The sequence below is a fragment of the Parabacteroides timonensis genome (genome assembly GCF_900128505.1).
GTDB lineage: Bacteria > Bacteroidota > Bacteroidia > Bacteroidales > Tannerellaceae > Parabacteroides > Parabacteroides timonensis.
In genome coordinates this window covers 3,819,475-3,837,563 of sequence record NZ_LT669941.1, presented here as the reverse complement: position 1 = coordinate 3,837,563, position 18,089 = coordinate 3,819,475, and the positions used below count along the sequence as shown (strand labels likewise).

The window sequence follows — 18,089 nt, the reverse complement described above, 5'->3', positions numbered from 1 at the left end:
AGAACATGGAATTATCATCTCCTCAAAAAGAAATATATGCAAAGGATCGTTTCTCGGCAGTACAGGCACAACGCCTGGCGCAGGAGATCGCTTTTGGCCCGGTAGTCTTTCAGGTGTCGCGCCTGATGATTAAATTCGGGATATTCGGCATGTTGCGGGAAGCACAGAACGGTCTGACAATGGATGAGATCGTAGAAAAGGCAGGCCTTTCACGTTATGCCGTACAGGTGTTGCTGGAATCGTCGCTGACGATCGGGACCATCCTGTTGAAAGACGACCGTTTCTTTCTCGGAAAAGCCGGCTGGTTCCTGTTGAACGATGAAATGGCACGGGTGAATATGGATTTCAACCACGACGTGAACTATCTGGGACTTTTTCATCTGGAAGAGGCCCTGCTTACCGGCAAGCCCGAAGGCCTGAAAGTGTTCGGCAACTGGCCGACCGTTTATGAAGGTTTGTCCAGCCTGCCTGAAAAGGTCCAGGAGAGCTGGTTCGGTTTCGACCATTTCTATTCCGACAACTCTTTTAAGCAGGCGTTGGAGATTGTTTTCGCCGGGTCGGTACGTACGTTGCTGGATGTGGGGGGCAATACCGGACGTTGGGCGACGCAATGTGTAGCCTGGTCACCGGAAGTGGAGGTCACCATCATGGATCTGCCCCAGCAACTGGAAATGATGCGGGAGCAGACAAAGGAGCTGGAAGGAGCGGACCGTATTCACGGGTATGCCGCCAACTTGTTGGATGAAGAGACCCGTTTTCCGGAACCGTTCGATGCGATCTGGATGAGCCAGTTCCTCGACTGTTTCTCCGAAGAACAGGTACTGAGTATCCTGACACGCGCCGCGGGTTCGATGAACGCCGATAGCCGCCTGTATATCATGGAGACATTCTGGGATCGCCAGCGTTTCGAGACGGCCTCTTATTGCCTGGCGCAGATCAGCCTTTATTTCACGGCAATGGCCAATGGCAACAGTAAGATGTATTATTCCGGAGATATGGCTCGCCTGGTGGAAAAAGCCGGACTGATGATCGAACGGATGCACGACGGACTCGGCCTGGGACATAGTATTATGCAATGTAAACTCAAGTAAATATGGCTGCAATCTCATTCGATACCCCTCTGTTGGCCGGCGACGAGCTGTTGGAACTGATCCCGCAACGTCCGCCGATCGTGATGGTAGACCGTTTCTTCGGCATGGACGAGAGCGGTTCGTATACCGGGTTGAAGGTGGAAGCCTCCAACCTGTTCTGTCGGGATGGGCAACTCGATGAATGCGGCATTACGGAACATATCGCCCAATCGGCAGCCGTGCGGGTGGGCTATCTGTCTAAGAATGCCGGCGAAGAGGTGCCGGTCGGTTTTATCGGCTCGGTCGATAAGATGAACTATCGGACGTTGCCGCAGGTCGGGGATGAATTGCGGACCACGATCCGGGTAGAACAGGAAATATTCGATATCACGCTGATCTCGGCCACTGTGCAGGTGAACGGAAATCCGATTGCCGAAGGTCAGCTTAAAATATTTTTGAAAAAAGACGCATGAAACGGAGAAAACTACAAGAGGCAGCCCTTACCAACCGCACGAACTTGCGGGTCAGATTCAGCGAAGTAGACTCGATGGAGGTGGTCTGGCATGGGGAGTACGTCCGTTATATGGAAGACGGACGGGAGGCTTTCGGTCGACAGTACGGTATCGGTTATACGGATATACGGGATGCCGGTTATGTAGTGCCGATTGTCGAACTGGACGTACAATACAAGCAATTCCTCAAGTATGGCGAGTCTGCGATTGTAGAAACGCGATATATCCGGACGGATGCGGCTAAGATACTTTTTGAATACATTATCTTCCGGGAAAGCGACGAGACTGTGGTGGCTACGGGTTCCAGTGTGCAGGTCTTTGTAAACAAAGCGACAGGATTACTGGAGCTGAATAATCCGGACTTCTATAAAATGTGGAAAGAAAAATGGGAGATCCGGTAAACAGTTATATAACGGCCGGCTCGATCATCAGTTCGCTGGGCTTCGGTACGGAAGAGAATTTCTCCCATATCCGCGGGTATCGTTCGGGTATCAAACGGGTAGAAAACACTGCTCTTTTCGACACTCCTTTCATGGCTGCATGTATAGACGATACCCGTTTAAAAGAAGCCGCTTCGGCGCAGAAGCTGGACGGATACACCCGGATGGAGCAATTATTCATCCTCTCTTTGTCGGACACGATCCGTCAATGCGGTATCGATCCCTCCGATCCTGCGTGCGGACTTATTCTGTCGACTACAAAAGGCAATATCGACGCTTTGGCCTTCGCCCCGGATACCGGGCTGCCGGCGGATAGTCCCGATCCTTCGCTTTACGGCATGGCCGAACGGGTAGCCGCTTATTTCCATTTCACACACGAACCGATTGTCATTTCCAATGCCTGCATTTCCGGTGTTTCGGCACTGGTAGTCGCCTCGCGGCTGATAGAGGTAGGCACTTATAAACATATACTGGTGGCCGGAGGGGATCTGTTGACCCGTTTCGTTGTCACCGGCTTTCAATCTTTTAAATCAGTCAGCCCGGAGATATGCAGGCCCTACGACGAAATGCGCGACGGCCTGTCGCTGGGGGAAGCCTGCGGTTCTGTACTGGTAACCTCCGACCCGCATCGGGTGAAAGAATATTGCCCCGTGATTATCCGGGGAGGGGCGATAACGAATGATGCCAATCATATCTCGGGGCCTTCGCGCACCGGCGATGGCTTGTATTATGCCATCAGCCAGGCAATGGGCGAGGCCGGTTTAGGGGCGGATGCCATTTCGTTCGTCAATGCGCACGGGACGGCTACCTTGTATAATGACGAGATGGAGTCGAAAGCGCTTCATCTGGCCGGGTTGGATCATTTGCCGCTCAACAGCCTGAAACCGTACTGGGGACATACGCTCGGGGCTTCCGGTATCATTGAAACGATCGCCTGTATGGAGCAACTTCGCAGCGGAGAAGTATTCGCGACCTTGGGGTTTGACACCTGCGGTGTTCCTTATCCTTTGTCGGTAAGTGCCGCGCATAGGGGGATTTCTATGAGTAGTTGTGTGAAAACTGCTTCAGGATTCGGAGGATGTAATGCGGCTGTTGTTTTATCGCTGGAGACAGGGGAAGATGACACACCCCGTGCCCCCTCTCGAGAGGGGAAAAGATACTCTTGTCGCAAGGTGTCGGTTGAAGGAGGGAGGATTCTGTTGGATGGAGAAGCTTTATTGGAGGCTGTATCGGGAGAAGATTTTGGAACATTTATCCGCAGGGCTTACAAAATGTTATCGCTGGATGACCGGAAGTTTTATAAGATGGACGATCTTTGTAAACTCGGATATATAGCGGCAGCCTGTCTTTTCGCAAAGAACGGGGGAACTACCGGCTATGCTCCGGGAGAAGTCGGGATCGTGTTGGCAAATGTCTCGTCTTCGCTGGATACGGACCGGAAGCATCAGCGTCTGATCGATACGATGGGCGATCGGGAAGCCAGCCCGGCCGTGTTTGTTTACACCTTGCCGAATGTGGTGATGGGCGAACTTTGCATCCGGTATAAGATACAGGGGGAGAATACCTTCTTTATCAACAACCGCTACCCGGAGTCCTTTATCAGGGAATATGCCCGGCTGGTGATGCAAAAGAGGCGGCTACGCGCCTGTCTGACCGGTTGGTGCGAACTGCTGGGTGAAACGTATGAAGCCCGTTTCGACTGGCTGGAACAAAAATGATTTTAAACGAATAATAATATAGAACAGACAATATGGAACAATTAATGCAGGAATTGAAAGAATCGCTGATCGAATCGCTGAACCTGGAAGACATAACCCCGGCGGAGATTGAAGACGAAGCGCCTCTTTTCGGGGATGAAGGACTGGGACTCGATTCGATCGATGCCCTCGAAATCATTCTGATACTCGAACGTAACTATGGTATTCGTATAGCGAATCCGGGGGAGGGGAAATCTATCTTCTACTCTGTAAAAACGTTGGCTGACTACATCACGGCAAACCGCACGAAATGAGAATAGGCGTCACAGGTATCGGTTGCGTGTCGGGGATCGGCATGAATGTGGAGGAACATCTTTGCGCTTTCCGCGAGGGGCGGAATGGGCTGGGACCTGTTACGCTCTTTCCTACCTCGCGTAAGGAACCTGTATCCGAAGTAAAACGAACGAATGAGGAACTGAAACAGGCACTCGGTATTCCGATATCCGCCGAATTATCTCGTACCGCTTTATTGGGGATGACGGCCGCCTTCGAGGCATTGGCCGATTCCGGGTTGGACTTGTCCGATCCGCATAGCGGATTACGTATCGGCCTGATCTCTTCCACCTCTACCGGGGGAATGGACCTGACGGAGTCTTTTTACCCACTCTTCCGCGAGAATCCGGCACATGGACGGTTAAGATATGTCGCCTCGCACGATGCCGGCGACAGTACGGAACGGATCGCCTCTTTCTTGGGAATTACCGGGTTCCGGACAACGGTCAGTACGGCCTGTTCGTCTGCCGCCAACGCAATTATGCTCGGAGCCCGGATGATCCGGCAGGGAATGCTCGATGTGGTGATTGCCGGCGGGACGGATGCCTTGTGTAAGTTCACCTTAAATGGTTTCGCCTCCCTGATGATCCTGGACAAGGAACCTTGCCGCCCTTTCGATAGCTCGCGTGCCGGGCTGAATCTGGGGGAAGGTGCCGGTTACCTGGTACTTCAATCGGAAGCGACCCTTGCCAATCCTCCCTATTGCCTGTTGTCCGGCTATGCGAATGCCAACGATGCTTTTCACCAGACGGCTTCTTCTGACGAAGGCACCGGTGCTTTCCTTGCCATGAAAGGTGCCCTGGATAAAGCGGGGGTGCGACCGGAGGAGGTAGACTATATCAATGCCCACGGAACAGGGACTCCGAATAATGATGCTTCTGAAAGTCGGGCTATTCTCCGCCTTTTCGAAGGCCGGATACCGCCGTTCAGTTCTACGAAAACCTGTACCGGCCATACATTGGGTGCCGCCGGTGGGATTGAGGCTGTATTCAGCGTGCTTTCCCTGAAACACGGTATTCTTTATCCGAACCTGAATTTCTCCGCTCCGGTAGAGGAAACAGGATTGATCCCTGTTACCCGTTATCAGGAGGGATTGACTCTTCGCTCTGTATTATCTAACTCCTTTGGTTTCGGAGGGAACAATGCTTCCCTGCTTTTCCAGCAATTCGATCGATAAGCTATGTTTACAAAGCCGGTTTATATAGAAAAAACAGCAGCTTCTTTTGAACGGACAGTCGACGGTTGCCTGCTCAGGGAACCTGACTACAAACTCCTGATCCCCAATGCAACCCTTCGCCGCCGTATGAGTCGTATGGTTCGTATGGGGGTGGCTACCGGATTGCAATGTATCGGGGAAACGGCTGTTCCTGTGGATGCGATCCTGACCGCCACAGGATTGGGATGCCTGGCCGATACGGAGAAGTTTATGAATACGATACTGGAGCATAACGAGGAACTGCTTGCTCCCACGGCATTTATCCAGTCTACCTTTAATACGATCGGGGCACAGATCGCTCTGCTTACCGGCAATCATAGCTATAATACGACTTACGTACATCGTGCCTTTTCTTTGGAAAGTGCTTTGTTGGATGCGGCTTTACTTTTGCAGGAAGGGGAAGCTTCGTCTGTTCTGGTTGGAGCCGTCGATGAAATGACGCCGGCCTTGGAGGTCATTCTTGGCCGTCTGGGATTTTGGAAGAAGGCAAAACCGGGCGAAGGGGCGGCTTTTTTCCTATTGTCGGGAAATCCGTCGCCGGAATGTATGGCGGAGCTTCGGGATATGGAGTTGTTCAGTGGCTCTTTCACGAAGGAAGAGATCGATAAGCGCATGGAGGCTTTTCTACTTCGGAATGGGGCTACGGATGCCTGTGTGGTCTTGCCGGATGAGTATAAACGTTACTGCGGAGAGTTCCCGACAGCCATGTCGTTTGCTCTGTGGTATGCCTGTAGCCGGATGCAGGAGGCCGGTTCTCCCGGTTCTGTTTTGTTGTATAATTCTTTCCTGGACAATCATTCGTTTTTATTAATAAAGAAAGGGTAATATATGGGATGGCTGCTATTGATAGTCGTATTGGTTTGTGTCGGAGGTTATCTGTTTTATGCCTCTTACAGCATTCGTTCGGGAGTATATGTGAAAGCCTTGTGCAAGGGAGAAACCGATAAACGTGTGGTTTGCCTCACCTTCGACGACGGCCCTGACCCGAAACATACGCCGCAGGTGTTGGATGTTCTTAAGAAGTACCAGGCACCGGCCGCCTTTTTTTGCGTAGGGGAAAAAGTACTGGAAAACCAGGAGCTCTTCAAGCGTATGGTAAAGGAAGGGTATTATATCGGAAACCATACTCACAAACACTCCTGGACGTTCCCGTTTCTTTCATTCAATAAGATGTATGACGAAATATTGAAAGGGGAAGATGCCTTGTACACGTATGCAGACCCGTTATCAGCTTTCCGCCCTCCTTTTGGGGTAACGAATCCCACTATCGCCCGCGTGACGGATGAACTGGGTTATACAATAATCGGATGGAGCATTCGTTCTTTTGATACGCGGAGAGAATCTGAAGACAGGATATTCCGCCGTATCGTCAGGCAGATCGAACCGGGGGCTGTAATTTTGTTGCATGATCGCTTGCCCGGCTGTGCCTCTCTGGTGGCTCGTTTACTGGAATATTTAAAGACAATCGATTATGAGGTCATTCCACTCGATACAATGTTTTCTTTATCTTGTCCGTATGAAAAAGAGTATGATAATAAGTAGATATATATGCCTGTTGTTGCTTCTGGCCTTTTATTTGCCGATGACGGCTCAAAAGGATCTGAAACCGTTGGTTTCGACAGCTGAGTTCCAGGAGCGGCTGAAGAAGGAAGCGGCTTCGCTCTCTTCTATTGAAAGTGATTTTACACAGGAGAAGTTTCTGGACGTTTTTAATGAGAAAATTATCTCGAAGGGACGTTTCTATTATAAACAGGAGAACATGATCCGGATGGATTATACCTCACCGGTCGATTATCAGATTATTATCAATGGCCAAAAGCTAAAGATCGTATCCGAAGGGAAAAGCAATGTTGTCAACCTGGGTTCCAACCAGATGATGAATGAAATGAAAGGGATGCTGGCTGCCTGTATGGTTGGCGATCTGAGTAGTATGACATCGGCGTATAAGTTGGAATATTATGAGTCGCCTTCTCTTTATGTGGTTAAGATCCGTCCGGTTTCTAAAAGTGTACAGGCTTATATCTCGGAGATCGTTATCTCGATAGATAAGAAAAATATGGCTGTACAAACGCTGCGCCTGTCGGAGAATGCAAAAGATTATACCGAATATCATTTTACAAACCAGCAATATAATACACTGACCGGTGATGAAAAGTTTGTTATCCGTTAGTCTTTGTCTTTTACTGATCTGCTGTTCGTGCGCTCCCTCCATCACACGGGACTGCCGGAAAGGGGAAACGTTACTGATAGGAAAAGAACAGCTTCTTCCTATGGTGGATGCTTCTGCCGGGTTGTGTAAATACAATATGACAATCGATTTCATGCGGAAGCATTTCAGCGGGTTATTGTTAGTCAAGGAGACGGATCAGGGAACCTACCGTACGCTTTTCAGCACCCATTTCGGATTGAGCCTTTTCGATTTGGAAATCGGGAGGGACGGTTTGGTGGTACATCATTGTATTGAACCATTGAATAAAAAGAAGATGCTGGATCTGTTTTATCGTGACTTCTCGGTCCTCTTCGGTTTGAACATACAACCTGAAAATAAAGCGGTCGTTTATAGCTGTACAAAACCGCAAACAGATATTGTTTATAAATTGTTCCTGCCCGGCTTCCAAGGATATTATCGTGTGGACGATATAACAAACCGCATACAAGAGATCAAGCTCGGAGCCGGCCTTCGTAAAACAACTTTCCGTTCCCTGCCCGACACCACCGGGATAGAAACGATCCGTATCAGACATACGGGATTACGGCTTTCTATCGGTTTGGGAGCCTTAAAGTAAAGAACCTTCTATCTTTGGGATATTTTGTAGCAGGAACTCTTGTGAGAGAAGGGTTAATACTCTGAAAAAGATTCGAAACAGACCAAAATAATAGAAAAACTTCCCTACCTTTGTCCCACTAAATGCATAGTAAAAGGGATGTTGACTGACTTTTATACAGTAGAAACCGTTGCGGGACAAGATGAAGGATATACCTGTGTAATCCGGCTGAATCCGGAGCATAATGTTTATAAAGGGCATTTCCCGGGTATGCCTGTGGTGCCCGGTGTTTGTATGCTCCGCATAGTGAAAGAATGCGTATCGATGATGTTGAATACTCCGGTGCGTTTTCAAGCTATAAATAGTTGTAAATTCCTCTCTGTCGTGAATCCGCTGGAACATGGTATTCTTACGTTTGCATTCTCTTTAGGCAATACTAACAGGCTACAGGCTATTGCAAGTGCAGGTGAGACGACTGTACTCAAACTAAAAGCAACGATTGTTGCGGAGTAATAACGAATAAATGGTAACAGATACTACATATACATTTCCGGATCATTTCCGGCGGGAGGGGCAATTGGCTATTGTGATTCCAACGTACAACAACGCTGCAACACTAGGACAGGTACTCACGGATGTATTAGTTTATTCATTTCCTGTTATAGTGGTGAACGATGGTTCCACCGACCATACGGTGGAGGTATTGAAAGGATTCTCCGAAATCGGTGTTATCAGCTATCCGAACAACCGGGGAAAAGGTTATGCTTTGAATACCGGACTGAAAGCAGCTATGGAGATCGGTTACCGCTATGTTATTACACTCGATTCGGACGGACAGCACTATGCAGACGATATCCCCGTTTTCCTGAAAGAAATAGAATTGCATCCGGATAGCCTATTGATCGGGGCCCGTAATCTGGCTTCTGATAATATGCCCGGAAAAAATACCTTTGCCAATAAGTTCTCTAATTTCTGGTTTACGCTGGAGACAGGCATCCGCTTAACTGATACCCAGTCGGGTTACAGGCTTTATCCTTTGAACAAGCTGAAGAAAGTATGTCTTTTCACAACAAAATACGAATACGAACTGGAGATAATCGTACAGGCTGCCTGGCGGAATATACGGGTTGCGAATGTTCCGGTGAAAGTGTATTACCCACCGGCAGGAGAGCGGGTCAGTCATTTTCGCCCGTTACGGGATTTTACACGGATCAGTTTATTGAACTCGGTGCTTGTAACCATTGCTTTGTTATGGTTCTGGCCCTGGAAATGCGTACGAAGCATAACGAAGGAGAATATAAAGAAATTCATATCTAAGAATATCACTCATTCCCCGGAGTCGAATATACGGATCGCATTAGCGGTTATGTTCGGTGTTTTTATGGGAATTGTGCCTATCTGGGGATACCAGATGATTGTTGCCGGTATATTGGCTCATTTGATGGGGTTGAACAAAGTGATCACGATCGTTGCATCGAATATCAGTATCCCTCCAATGATTCCCTTCTTGTTATTCGGGAGTTATGTGACGGGCGGGTGGATACTGGATCGTCCTGTAAAGCTGAGTGTACATGAAGTGACATTCGATACGATCAAGGATTCGTTCGTTCAGTATCTGGCCGGAAGTATGGTCTTTGCTGTTATTTGCGGGTTATTGGCCGGTGTTGTTTGTCTAACCTTGCTTTCGTTGTTTCGGAAGCCTGAGCATTCTGCCGGATGAATAAGCTGTTTATCCATATATATAATTACTTGGAACGCCAGATGGCTGTCCGTTACCTGTTACTGGTTGGTAGCTTCCTGTTATTACTTTTCTTTGCCGTACAGGTGAAATTCGAAGAAGACGTAACCCGCTTTTTTCCTGATACACAGGATGCGCGGAGTACGGAGATTGTTTTCCAAAACCTGAAGATCAAAGATAAGATTATCGTTATGTTGTCGTCTGCCGATACGGTATCCGGCACAGTTTCTTCCGATCGCCTGATTGAAGCAGGAGAAAATCTGAAAGATAGTTTGCTGGAAGAGGCTGGAACCGAGTACATAACGGATATATTTGCGGAGGTAGGTGAGGATATGATCGGGGAGGTGACCGGATTTATTTATGATAACCTGCCTGTTTTCCTGACCGAAGCTGATTATGTCCGGATGGATTCCGTATTGACTCCTGAGGGAATAGAAGGCCGTATGCGTAGTAATTATCTGAACCTGCTTTCTCCGGCAGGGGTGGCATTGAAGAATATTCTGCCCCGTGACCCGGTAGGTCTGGGTACTTCTTCTCTGGAAAAACTACGCGATTTCCAGATGACGGCTAATTATGAGTTGTATGACGGGCATATTTTTTCAAAGGATATGTCGACCTTGTTGCTTTTTATTACTCCGCGTTACGGGACAGGCAGTACAGGGAAAAACGAGTTCCTGATCGATACGATCGAAAAGCAACTGAAAGAAACGATGAACGTCTATCCCGGTGTGAAGGCGGAATATTTCGGGGGGCCGTCGGTCGGTGTCTACAATGCCCGGCAGATCAAATCGGATACCATGTTGACTATGACGATCGCCCTGATCATCATTATCGGTTTTATAACATTGGTATTCAAAAGCCGTTCGGCTGTGATCTTGATCATACTGCCTGTATTATATGGAGCCGTATTTTCACTGGCTCTGATCTTTTTTATTAAAGGTGCTGTATCGGCCATTGCGATCGGAGCGGGTGCCGCTGTGTTTGGGGTGGCACTGAGCTACTCGATCCATGTATTGTCGCATTTTAATCATGTCTCGTCCATCCGGCAGTTGATTGAGGAACTGGCCTATCCGCTTACAGTGGGGAGTTTTACAACGGTCGGGGCTTTCTTCGGGTTGGTTTTCACCAGTTCGGACCTGCTACGTGACTTTGGCTTGTTCTCTTCATTGGCTTTGATCGGGACAACCTTTTTTTGCCTGGTGTTCCTACCGCATTTCCTGAAGATAAAGAAAGGACATGAAGAGGCCGGCCGGGTGCTTCGCATTATTGAGAAGATCAACGGATATGTTTATGAAAAAAATAAGCCGTTGGTCATTACGATCGTGATCGTCTTTTTCCTGTCTCTTTATATGTCGGGAAAGGTGACGTTCGATAGTAATATGATGAACCTGAGCTTCGAACCGGCTAACCTGAAGGCGGCAGAACAGCGTTTGAACGATCTTTTTCAGTCGGATAATAAAACGACACTTTTCGTTTCGGTAGGTAATACTTCTGATGAAGGATTACAGCATTATGCGGAAACGAATCGTGAACTGGAAACGTTGAAAGCAGAAGGTAAGATTAAAGAATTTGCTTCGGCAGAAAAAATATTTATTCCTTATGCAGAGCAGCAGCGGCGTATCGACCGCTGGAACAGCTACTGGACGGCTGAACGGAAGGCGTTAGTCGCTAAAGAGATCAGGGAGAAAGCCGGGAAGTATCATTTCCGGACCGATGCTTTTGATGATTTCTTTACCCTTCTGGATAAACAATATAGCCCTTGCGACTTTACTTCCGGCGACTCTTCTTTACCGTTGCTCGACAGTTGGGCTTCTTCGGCCGATTCACTTTCCATGTTTATCACGCAGGTTCGTTTGAATGAGGATGATAAAGAGTTTGTTTATGACCGTTTTGCCGATAATGACGGATTGGTGATTTTTGATCGCGGGTATTTTGCCAATAAGTGGGTCTCGGCTATCAATGATGACTTTTATCTGATCCTTTATATCTCCTCTTTTCTGATCTTCTTCGCCTTATTGATCTCGTACGGACGGATCGAATTGACGTTGATGACTTTTACTCCGATGGCTGTCAGCTGGGTGATCATCCTGGGATTGATGGCAGTAACCGGTACGCAGTTCAATATTGTGAATATCATCCTTTCGACCTTTATCTTCGGTCTGGGAGATGATTTCAGTATTTTTATCATGGATGGCCTGCAACAGGAATACCGGACGGGAAAAAAGATGCTTACTTCCCATAAGACAGCTATCTTTTTCTCTTCATTTACTGCGGTTGTAGGACTTGGGGTATTGGTTTTTGCAAAACATCCTGCATTACAGTCGATCTCTGTTATTTCGATTCTGGGAATGATCTCTGTCGTATTGGTTTCTTATACGATCTTGCCGATCCTGTTCCGCTTTTTTATTTCCCGGCCTGCCTCAAAAGGAAATTTCCCTTATACTTTGTCTGCGCTTCTGGTCACAGTCTGGTTTTTTGGCTTGTTTGTTACCGGTTGTTTATTGATGATGGGAGTAGCGCTTCTGTTGATACTGCTACCTGTAGGAAGGAAAAGGAAAAAGCAGTTGTTCAGTCGGATCATGATGTATATGCTCCGTATTTTCCTGAAAGCTGCCTGGATAGCCCGGCGTGAGAAAATAAATCCGGGTAATGAAACTTTTGAGAAGCCGTCGGTGATAATTGCTAACCATCAGTCTTTTGTGGATATACTGGTCATGCTTTCTCTGGCACCCAAGCTGGTGATGGTGACGAACAGGTGGGTATGGCATTCTCCCGTTTTTGGAAAGATTGTGCAATATGCTGATTTTGTGCAGACAGAGGATGGGTATGAAAAAGTTTTACATCATCTTCGTGATAAGGTTGCTCAGGGATATTCGGTGGTTGTTTTCCCGGAAGGGACGCGTTCGGCAGACTGTAAAGTACATCGTTTTCATAAAGGTGCTTTTTATCTGGCTGAAAAATTACAGTTGGATATACTGCCGGTCGTTCTTTACGGAACAGGAATGATCATTTCGAAACGGCAGCCGTTCTATGTGAAGCGAGGGGTATTGTGCACCCGTATATTGCCCCGCATAGCCAACACCGATACAAGTTTTGGTGTGACGTATCAGGAACGTTCCAAAGCCATCGCAGCCGTTTTCCGTACTGCTTATCAGGAGACTTGCGATATTTATTCAAATTCAGATAATCCTTATTTTTACAGGCAGTTGGTTGCCAATTATATTTATAAAGGCCCGGTGGAGGAATGGTATATTCGTATTAAAGTCCTCATGGAGGATAAATATGAGTTTTTTAACCGGATTATTCCGCGTAAAGCCCGGATAACAGATATTGGTTGTGGGTTGGGGCCGCTTTCTTACATGCTTGCTATGCTTTCGGAAGAACGGACTGTTCTGGGTATTGACTATGATGCGGATAAGATTGCCGTTGCGAATCATAATTTTTCCAGGAACGACCGTACCCGTTTTGTTTGTGGCAATGCGGTAGACTATGATCTCCCGGCCAGTGATGTATTTATAATGAATGATATGCTCCATTATATGGATTATCCGTCGCAGGAACGTTTGTTGGAAGCCTGTATCGGTAAGCTATTGCCGGGTGGAATGTTGGTTATTCGTGACGGTGATGCCGGAGGTACGGTTAAACACCGGGTGACCCGGTTTACCGAGCTGCTTTCTACCCGTTTACTGGAATTCAATAAAAGGGAAAACGATCTTTATTTTCCTACGCATGAAATGTTTATCCGGCTCGCAGAACGACACCGGATGGAGATAGAGCAGCAGGCTAACGATCGTTTTACATCCAATACGATCTATATTCTGCGAAGAAAGGAGTGTGCACATGAGTAACAGTAGCCGATACGATGTTATTATCATAGGAAGCGGACTGGGCGGTCTGGCTTGTGGCGTAACTTTGAGTAAAGAAGGGTATAATGTCTGTGTGCTCGAAAAGAATTCTTTACCCGGTGGTTGTTTTCAATCTTTTAAACGGTATGGCAGAATGCTGGATACAGGCATTCATTATATAGGCAGTATGGATGAGGGTGAAATCATGCGGCAATACTTCACTTATTTCGGAATAATGGATAAGTTGAAGATGCGGCGGATGGATGAAGAGGCATTCGACATGATCTGCTACAAAGATAAGTTTTATCCTTTCGCCATGGGACATGAACGGTTTGCCGAGACTTTGGCCCGTGAATTTCCGAAAGAAAAAGACGCTCTTTATCGTTATGTCGATATGCTGGATGCTGTTGGCCGTTCGATCAGTGTGGAACAGTTGAGAAAAGGGAAACTGTCTTCCGGCAATATGGATAATTTTTATGTCTCTGCTTGGGAACAGATCCGGGGGATTACTCCGGATGAGACTTTGCGACAGGTGTTATCCGGCAGCGTTCTATTGTATGGAGGCGATCAGTCGGTTTCTACTTTTTATCATCATGCCATCATTACGAATTCGTACCTTCAGGGGGCCTGGCGCTTTGTCGACGGAAGTATGCAGGTGGCAGATGCCCTGGTGGGCATGATCCGCCAAAACGGTGGAACAGTACTGACCGGCGCAGAAGTGAGCAAACTCTATTTGTCCGGAAACGAAATAAAAGCCGTAGAGATTAATCATTCGGAACAACTGGAATCCCGGTATGTTATCTCTTCCCTGCATCCTTTCAATACGTTGAGTCTGGTGGAGAAATCTCCGTTGATACGGAAGGCTACTCTATCCCGTTTACAACATTTGCCTAATTCATACGGATTGTTTTCTGTCTATCTGCTTCAGAAACGGGAGAGCACACGGTATTATAACCGGAATCTCTTTTTGTTGGGAGATCAGAATGCCTGGTATAATACCCGGTATCCCGAAGATACCCGGATCAATACTTGTATGGTTTCGATGCAACCGTCTTCTGTCCAGGAGCAGTATACCGATGTGATTTGTCTGCTTTCACCCATGTATCTGTCGGAGGTGAAAAACTGGGAAGATACGACTGTCGGAAGACGGGGTGCCGATTATGAAGAGTTTAAAATGCAAAAAGCACAGCAGTTAATGGCTTTTGCCGAACGATATTGTCCGGGCATTTCACAGAATACCGAGAAAATAGTGACTACTACTCCCCTTACTTACAGGGATTATACCGGTACTCCCGATGGTTCGGCCTATGGAATAATGAAGAATTATAAAAATCCGTTGATCACATTGATTCCCCCCCGTACGCGTATGTCTAATTTGTTCCTGACCGGACAAAGCTTGAATGTACATGGTGCTTTAGGGGTAACGTTGACTTCAATGCTGACTTGTGCGGAACTGTTAGGGTCGGAATATCTGGCCCGGAAAATAGGAGATGTCTGATATGAAAATAAAGAAGATAATAAAATACCTGATCCTGTCCGTTCTCTGTTTTGTCGGACTGATCCTGATCGCTTCCTTTGTCCTTTATCTGACGGCAGATATGAAACAACCGATTATCGACAGACAATCGCTGCCGGCTTATTCTCTGGTAAAGACAGATAGTCTGCGTACGTATGGCCCGAATCATCTGCGGCAGAGCAAAAGCGGGTTGTGGGAAATGTCGTTGCAGGGGAATCCGGTCGAAAGGGGAGTTGCTTTCGGGAAATTGGCAGAAGATTTGCTCCATTACCAGGAAGAGGTTTTTGTCGATCAGATACGTCAGATCATACCTTCGGACAGTTATCTGAAGTTCCTGCGTTTTTTCCTGATCCTGTTTAACCGCAACCTGGGAGAATACATACCGGAAGAATACCGGACGGAGATCTACGGAATCTCTCTTTCCTGTTCCCACGAATATGATGCGATCGGTACTCCTTACGAACGTCAGTTGAATTATCATGCCGCACATGATATCGGCCATGCTATGCAGGATTATATGTTGGTCGGGTGTAGCTCTTTTGGTGTCTGGGGAAGTGAAAGTGCGGATTCGACTTTATTGATCGGGCGTAATTTCGACTTTTATGTGGGCGATGATTTTGCCCGTAATAAACTGGTTTCGTTCTACCGTCCATCCGATGGATATTGTTTTGCATCCGTAGGTTGGGCGGGCATGACCGGTGTGTTGTCGGGGATGAATGAAACGGGACTGACAGTTACCATCAATGCTGCCAAATCGACTATGCCGGTATCGGCTGCCATGCCTATCTCTTTATTGGCACGCGAGATCCTTCAATATGCTTCCACCATAGAAGAGGCGTATGCGATTGCACAGAAACATAAAACTTTTGTTGCCGAGTCTTTATTGATTGGTTCGGCAAAAGACGAGAAGGCTGCCATCATTGAGAAGTCGACCGATCAGATCGCCCTGTTCTGTTCGGAAACAAATCGTATTATCTGTACGAACCATTATCAAGCGGACACCTTTAAAGAGGATGTCCGGAATAAGGAGAATATAGCCACTTCCGATAGTCCTTACCGGTATGCCCGGTTGGATGAATTGCTGGATGAGAATATCCCGGTAGATGCTTCGAAAGCTGCATCTATATTACGTAACCGGTTCGGAAAGGAAGGTCGGAATATCGGATTGACCAACGAGAAAGCGCTCAACCAGTTTATTGCCCATCATTCGGTGATCTTTGAACCGGCTAAACGACTGATGTGGGTGTCGACTGCGCCCTGGCAATTGGGTGAATATGTGGCTTATGATCTGAATGTGATTTTTGCCCATCCGTCTGATACAGAAGAATTATGCATCGATAGTCTTTCTTTGCCTGTGGATACCTTTTTGAATAGTCCGGTTTATCAGCAATTATTGACCTATAAAAAGTTGGCGAAGGAGATTCGCCACAGTATCGGTAACATTATTCCTCTCGATGAAGAAACGGTCGATCAGTTTATATTGTCCAATCCGGAATTCTATTATACCTGGCAGTTGGCGGGGGATTATTATCATCTGTTCGGTCCGGAGGACAAGGCTGTTTTTTGTTGGCAGACCGCTTTGACAAAAGAAATACCTAAAGAAGAAGAACGTATTGTACTGGAAAAAAGAATTAAAAAATAAACGAAATGGAGAAGTTTAGCGACATACAATTCAAAACTCCTGCGGAGATCAAAAGGTATCAGGAACTTCGGCTTGCCGATGAACTGGAATACCTGAACAGGCATTCGGCCTTTTATCAACGTATGTTCCGCGAGGAGAGGATCGATATATCCGGTATCCGCACATTGGAAGATTTACAGCAATTGCCTGTTACGACAAAAACAGACCTGCAACTGCATAATGAGGATTTTGTTTGTGTGGATAAGGCAGAGATCATCGATTATGTGACAACTTCGGGGACATTGGGCGATCCGGTTACATTTGTACTGACTTCAGGCGACCTGGACCGTCTGTCTTATAACGAATATCTATCGTTTACAACGGCGGGGTGCACGCGGGAAGATGTCATGCAGTTGATGACCACGCTCGACCGGCGTTTTATGGCGGGCCTGGCCTATTATATGGGAGCCCGTGAACTGGGGGCGGGAGTCGTTCGCGTCGGTAACGGGATACCTGAATTACAGTGGGACACGATCCACCGGATACATCCTTCTTTCTGTATGGTTGTCCCCTCTTTTCTGATAAAGTTGATCGAATATGCGGAGGCCAACGGGATCGATTATAACAATTCTTCCATCAGGAAAGCGATTTGTATCGGAGAGGCATTACGTAATCCTGATTTCTCCCTGAATACATTAGGACAACGTATCCATGAAAAATGGCAGACCCCCTTATTGCAATCCACGTATGCATCCACGGAAATGCAATCTTCTTTTACAGAATGTGAGGCATGCCGGGGAGGTCATTTGCAGCCGGAGTTGATCATTGTTGAATTTCTGGATGATAAGAACCTGCCTGTCGCAGAAGGGGAAGCAGGTGAAGTGACGATCACTACACTGGGTGTACGGGGAATGCCTCTGCTTCGTTTTAAAACAGGCGATATCTGTTATCATTATACGGAGCCGTGTTCCTGCGGAAGGAATACGATGCGGCTCAGTTCGGTATTGGGGCGTAAAGGGCAAATGATAAAGTATAAAGGAACCACTCTTTATCCACCGGCTTTATATGATATTCTCGACAATATTCCCGGAGTAAAAAATTATGTAGTAGAAGTCTATACAAATGATCTGGGGACTGACGATATTCTGATTCGGGTAGGAAGCGATTTACAAACGGAGGCTTTCGCCAAGCAAATCAAGGATCTGTTCCGGTCGAAAGTACGGGTAGCACCGACCATTCAGTTTGCCTCTCCTGATTATGTGGCTAAAATTCAGATGCCGCAGATGAGCAGGAAAGCAATTAAATTTATAGATTTGCGATAATTTAGTACTAATTT

At 47.2% G+C, this 18,089-nt stretch carries 16 protein-coding genes; all 16 read left to right on the top strand.

Annotated elements, in window-relative coordinates; all coding sequences use genetic code 11:
* Window positions 1–5 precede the first annotated feature (5 nt).
* The 16 genes from BQ7394_RS23070 (at window position 6) to BQ7394_RS22995 (ending at window position 18,075) form a co-directional block, all read left to right on the top strand.
* Window positions 6–1,091, top strand: coding sequence for a FlxJ family methyltransferase (locus BQ7394_RS23070; protein ID WP_075559537.1), 1,086 nt, complete (start codon window positions 6–8; stop codon window positions 1,089–1,091).
* A 2-nt stretch (window positions 1,092–1,093) separates the two neighbouring features.
* The gene (locus tag BQ7394_RS23065) at window positions 1,094–1,543 is read left to right on the top strand and encodes a hotdog family protein (protein WP_075559536.1); all 450 of its coding nucleotides are present in this window, start codon (window positions 1,094–1,096) and stop codon (window positions 1,541–1,543) included.
* Entirely contained in the window at window positions 1,540–1,983 is a 444-nt protein-coding gene (locus tag BQ7394_RS23060) for an acyl-CoA thioesterase (RefSeq protein ID WP_075559535.1), read from the top strand. The genes BQ7394_RS23065 and BQ7394_RS23060 overlap by 4 nt, the downstream gene beginning before the upstream one ends.
* Window positions 1,968–3,740, top strand: a complete 1,773-nt coding sequence (locus BQ7394_RS23055; RefSeq protein ID WP_075559534.1) for a beta-ketoacyl synthase N-terminal-like domain-containing protein — start codon at window positions 1,968–1,970, stop codon at window positions 3,738–3,740. The genes BQ7394_RS23060 and BQ7394_RS23055 overlap by 16 nt, the downstream gene beginning before the upstream one ends.
* A gap of 32 nt (window positions 3,741–3,772) precedes the next feature.
* Window positions 3,773–4,033 carry a phosphopantetheine-binding protein gene (locus BQ7394_RS23050; RefSeq protein ID WP_075559533.1) on the top strand — a complete coding sequence of 87 codons (261 nt, stop codon included), beginning with the start codon at window positions 3,773–3,775 and terminating at the stop codon, window positions 4,031–4,033.
* Window positions 4,030–5,229, top strand: coding sequence for a beta-ketoacyl-[acyl-carrier-protein] synthase family protein (locus tag BQ7394_RS23045; protein ID WP_075559532.1), 1,200 nt, complete (start codon window positions 4,030–4,032; stop codon window positions 5,227–5,229). The genes BQ7394_RS23050 and BQ7394_RS23045 overlap by 4 nt, the downstream gene beginning before the upstream one ends.
* 3 nt (window positions 5,230–5,232) lie before the next feature.
* Window positions 5,233–6,093, top strand: a complete 861-nt coding sequence (locus BQ7394_RS23040; protein WP_097677888.1) for a beta-ketoacyl synthase chain length factor — start codon at window positions 5,233–5,235, stop codon at window positions 6,091–6,093.
* Between the two features lie 3 nt (window positions 6,094–6,096).
* Window positions 6,097–6,810: a polysaccharide deacetylase family protein gene (locus BQ7394_RS23035; RefSeq protein WP_082212128.1), complete on the top strand. Its 714-nt coding sequence runs from the start codon at window positions 6,097–6,099 to the stop codon at window positions 6,808–6,810.
* Window positions 6,797–7,438 (top strand): flexirubin biosynthesis/transport protein LolA2, encoded by a 642-nt coding sequence (locus BQ7394_RS23030; protein WP_075559531.1) that lies wholly within the window; start codon window positions 6,797–6,799, stop codon window positions 7,436–7,438. The genes BQ7394_RS23035 and BQ7394_RS23030 overlap by 14 nt, the downstream gene beginning before the upstream one ends.
* Window positions 7,416–8,054 carry a flexirubin biosynthesis protein LolB2 gene (locus BQ7394_RS23025; RefSeq protein ID WP_139317746.1) on the top strand — a complete coding sequence of 213 codons (639 nt, stop codon included), beginning with the start codon at window positions 7,416–7,418 and terminating at the stop codon, window positions 8,052–8,054. Before BQ7394_RS23030 ends, BQ7394_RS23025 begins: the two co-directional genes overlap by 23 nt.
* 138 nt (window positions 8,055–8,192) lie before the next feature.
* Window positions 8,193–8,546 (top strand): ApeI family dehydratase, encoded by a 354-nt coding sequence (locus BQ7394_RS23020; RefSeq protein WP_075559529.1) that lies wholly within the window; start codon window positions 8,193–8,195, stop codon window positions 8,544–8,546.
* Between the two features lie 10 nt (window positions 8,547–8,556).
* Entirely contained in the window at window positions 8,557–9,753 is a 1,197-nt protein-coding gene (locus BQ7394_RS23015) for a DUF2062 domain-containing protein (RefSeq protein WP_075559528.1), read from the top strand.
* Window positions 9,750–13,619 carry a 1-acyl-sn-glycerol-3-phosphate acyltransferase gene (locus BQ7394_RS23010; RefSeq protein WP_075559527.1) on the top strand — a complete coding sequence of 1,290 codons (3,870 nt, stop codon included), beginning with the start codon at window positions 9,750–9,752 and terminating at the stop codon, window positions 13,617–13,619. Before BQ7394_RS23015 ends, BQ7394_RS23010 begins: the two co-directional genes overlap by 4 nt.
* The gene (locus BQ7394_RS23005) at window positions 13,612–15,114 is read left to right on the top strand and encodes a phytoene desaturase family protein (protein ID WP_075559526.1); all 1,503 of its coding nucleotides are present in this window, start codon (window positions 13,612–13,614) and stop codon (window positions 15,112–15,114) included. The genes BQ7394_RS23010 and BQ7394_RS23005 overlap by 8 nt, the downstream gene beginning before the upstream one ends.
* 1 nt (window position 15,115) lies before the next feature.
* Window positions 15,116–16,774 (top strand): C45 family autoproteolytic acyltransferase/hydrolase, encoded by a 1,659-nt coding sequence (locus BQ7394_RS23000; protein WP_075560200.1) that lies wholly within the window; start codon window positions 15,116–15,118, stop codon window positions 16,772–16,774.
* Between the two features lie 5 nt (window positions 16,775–16,779).
* Complete coding sequence (locus BQ7394_RS22995) at window positions 16,780–18,075, top strand: flexirubin biosynthesis putative acyl-CoA ligase FlxY (RefSeq protein WP_075559525.1); 1,296 nt, start codon at window positions 16,780–16,782, stop codon at window positions 18,073–18,075.
* Window positions 18,076–18,089 lie beyond the last annotated feature (14 nt).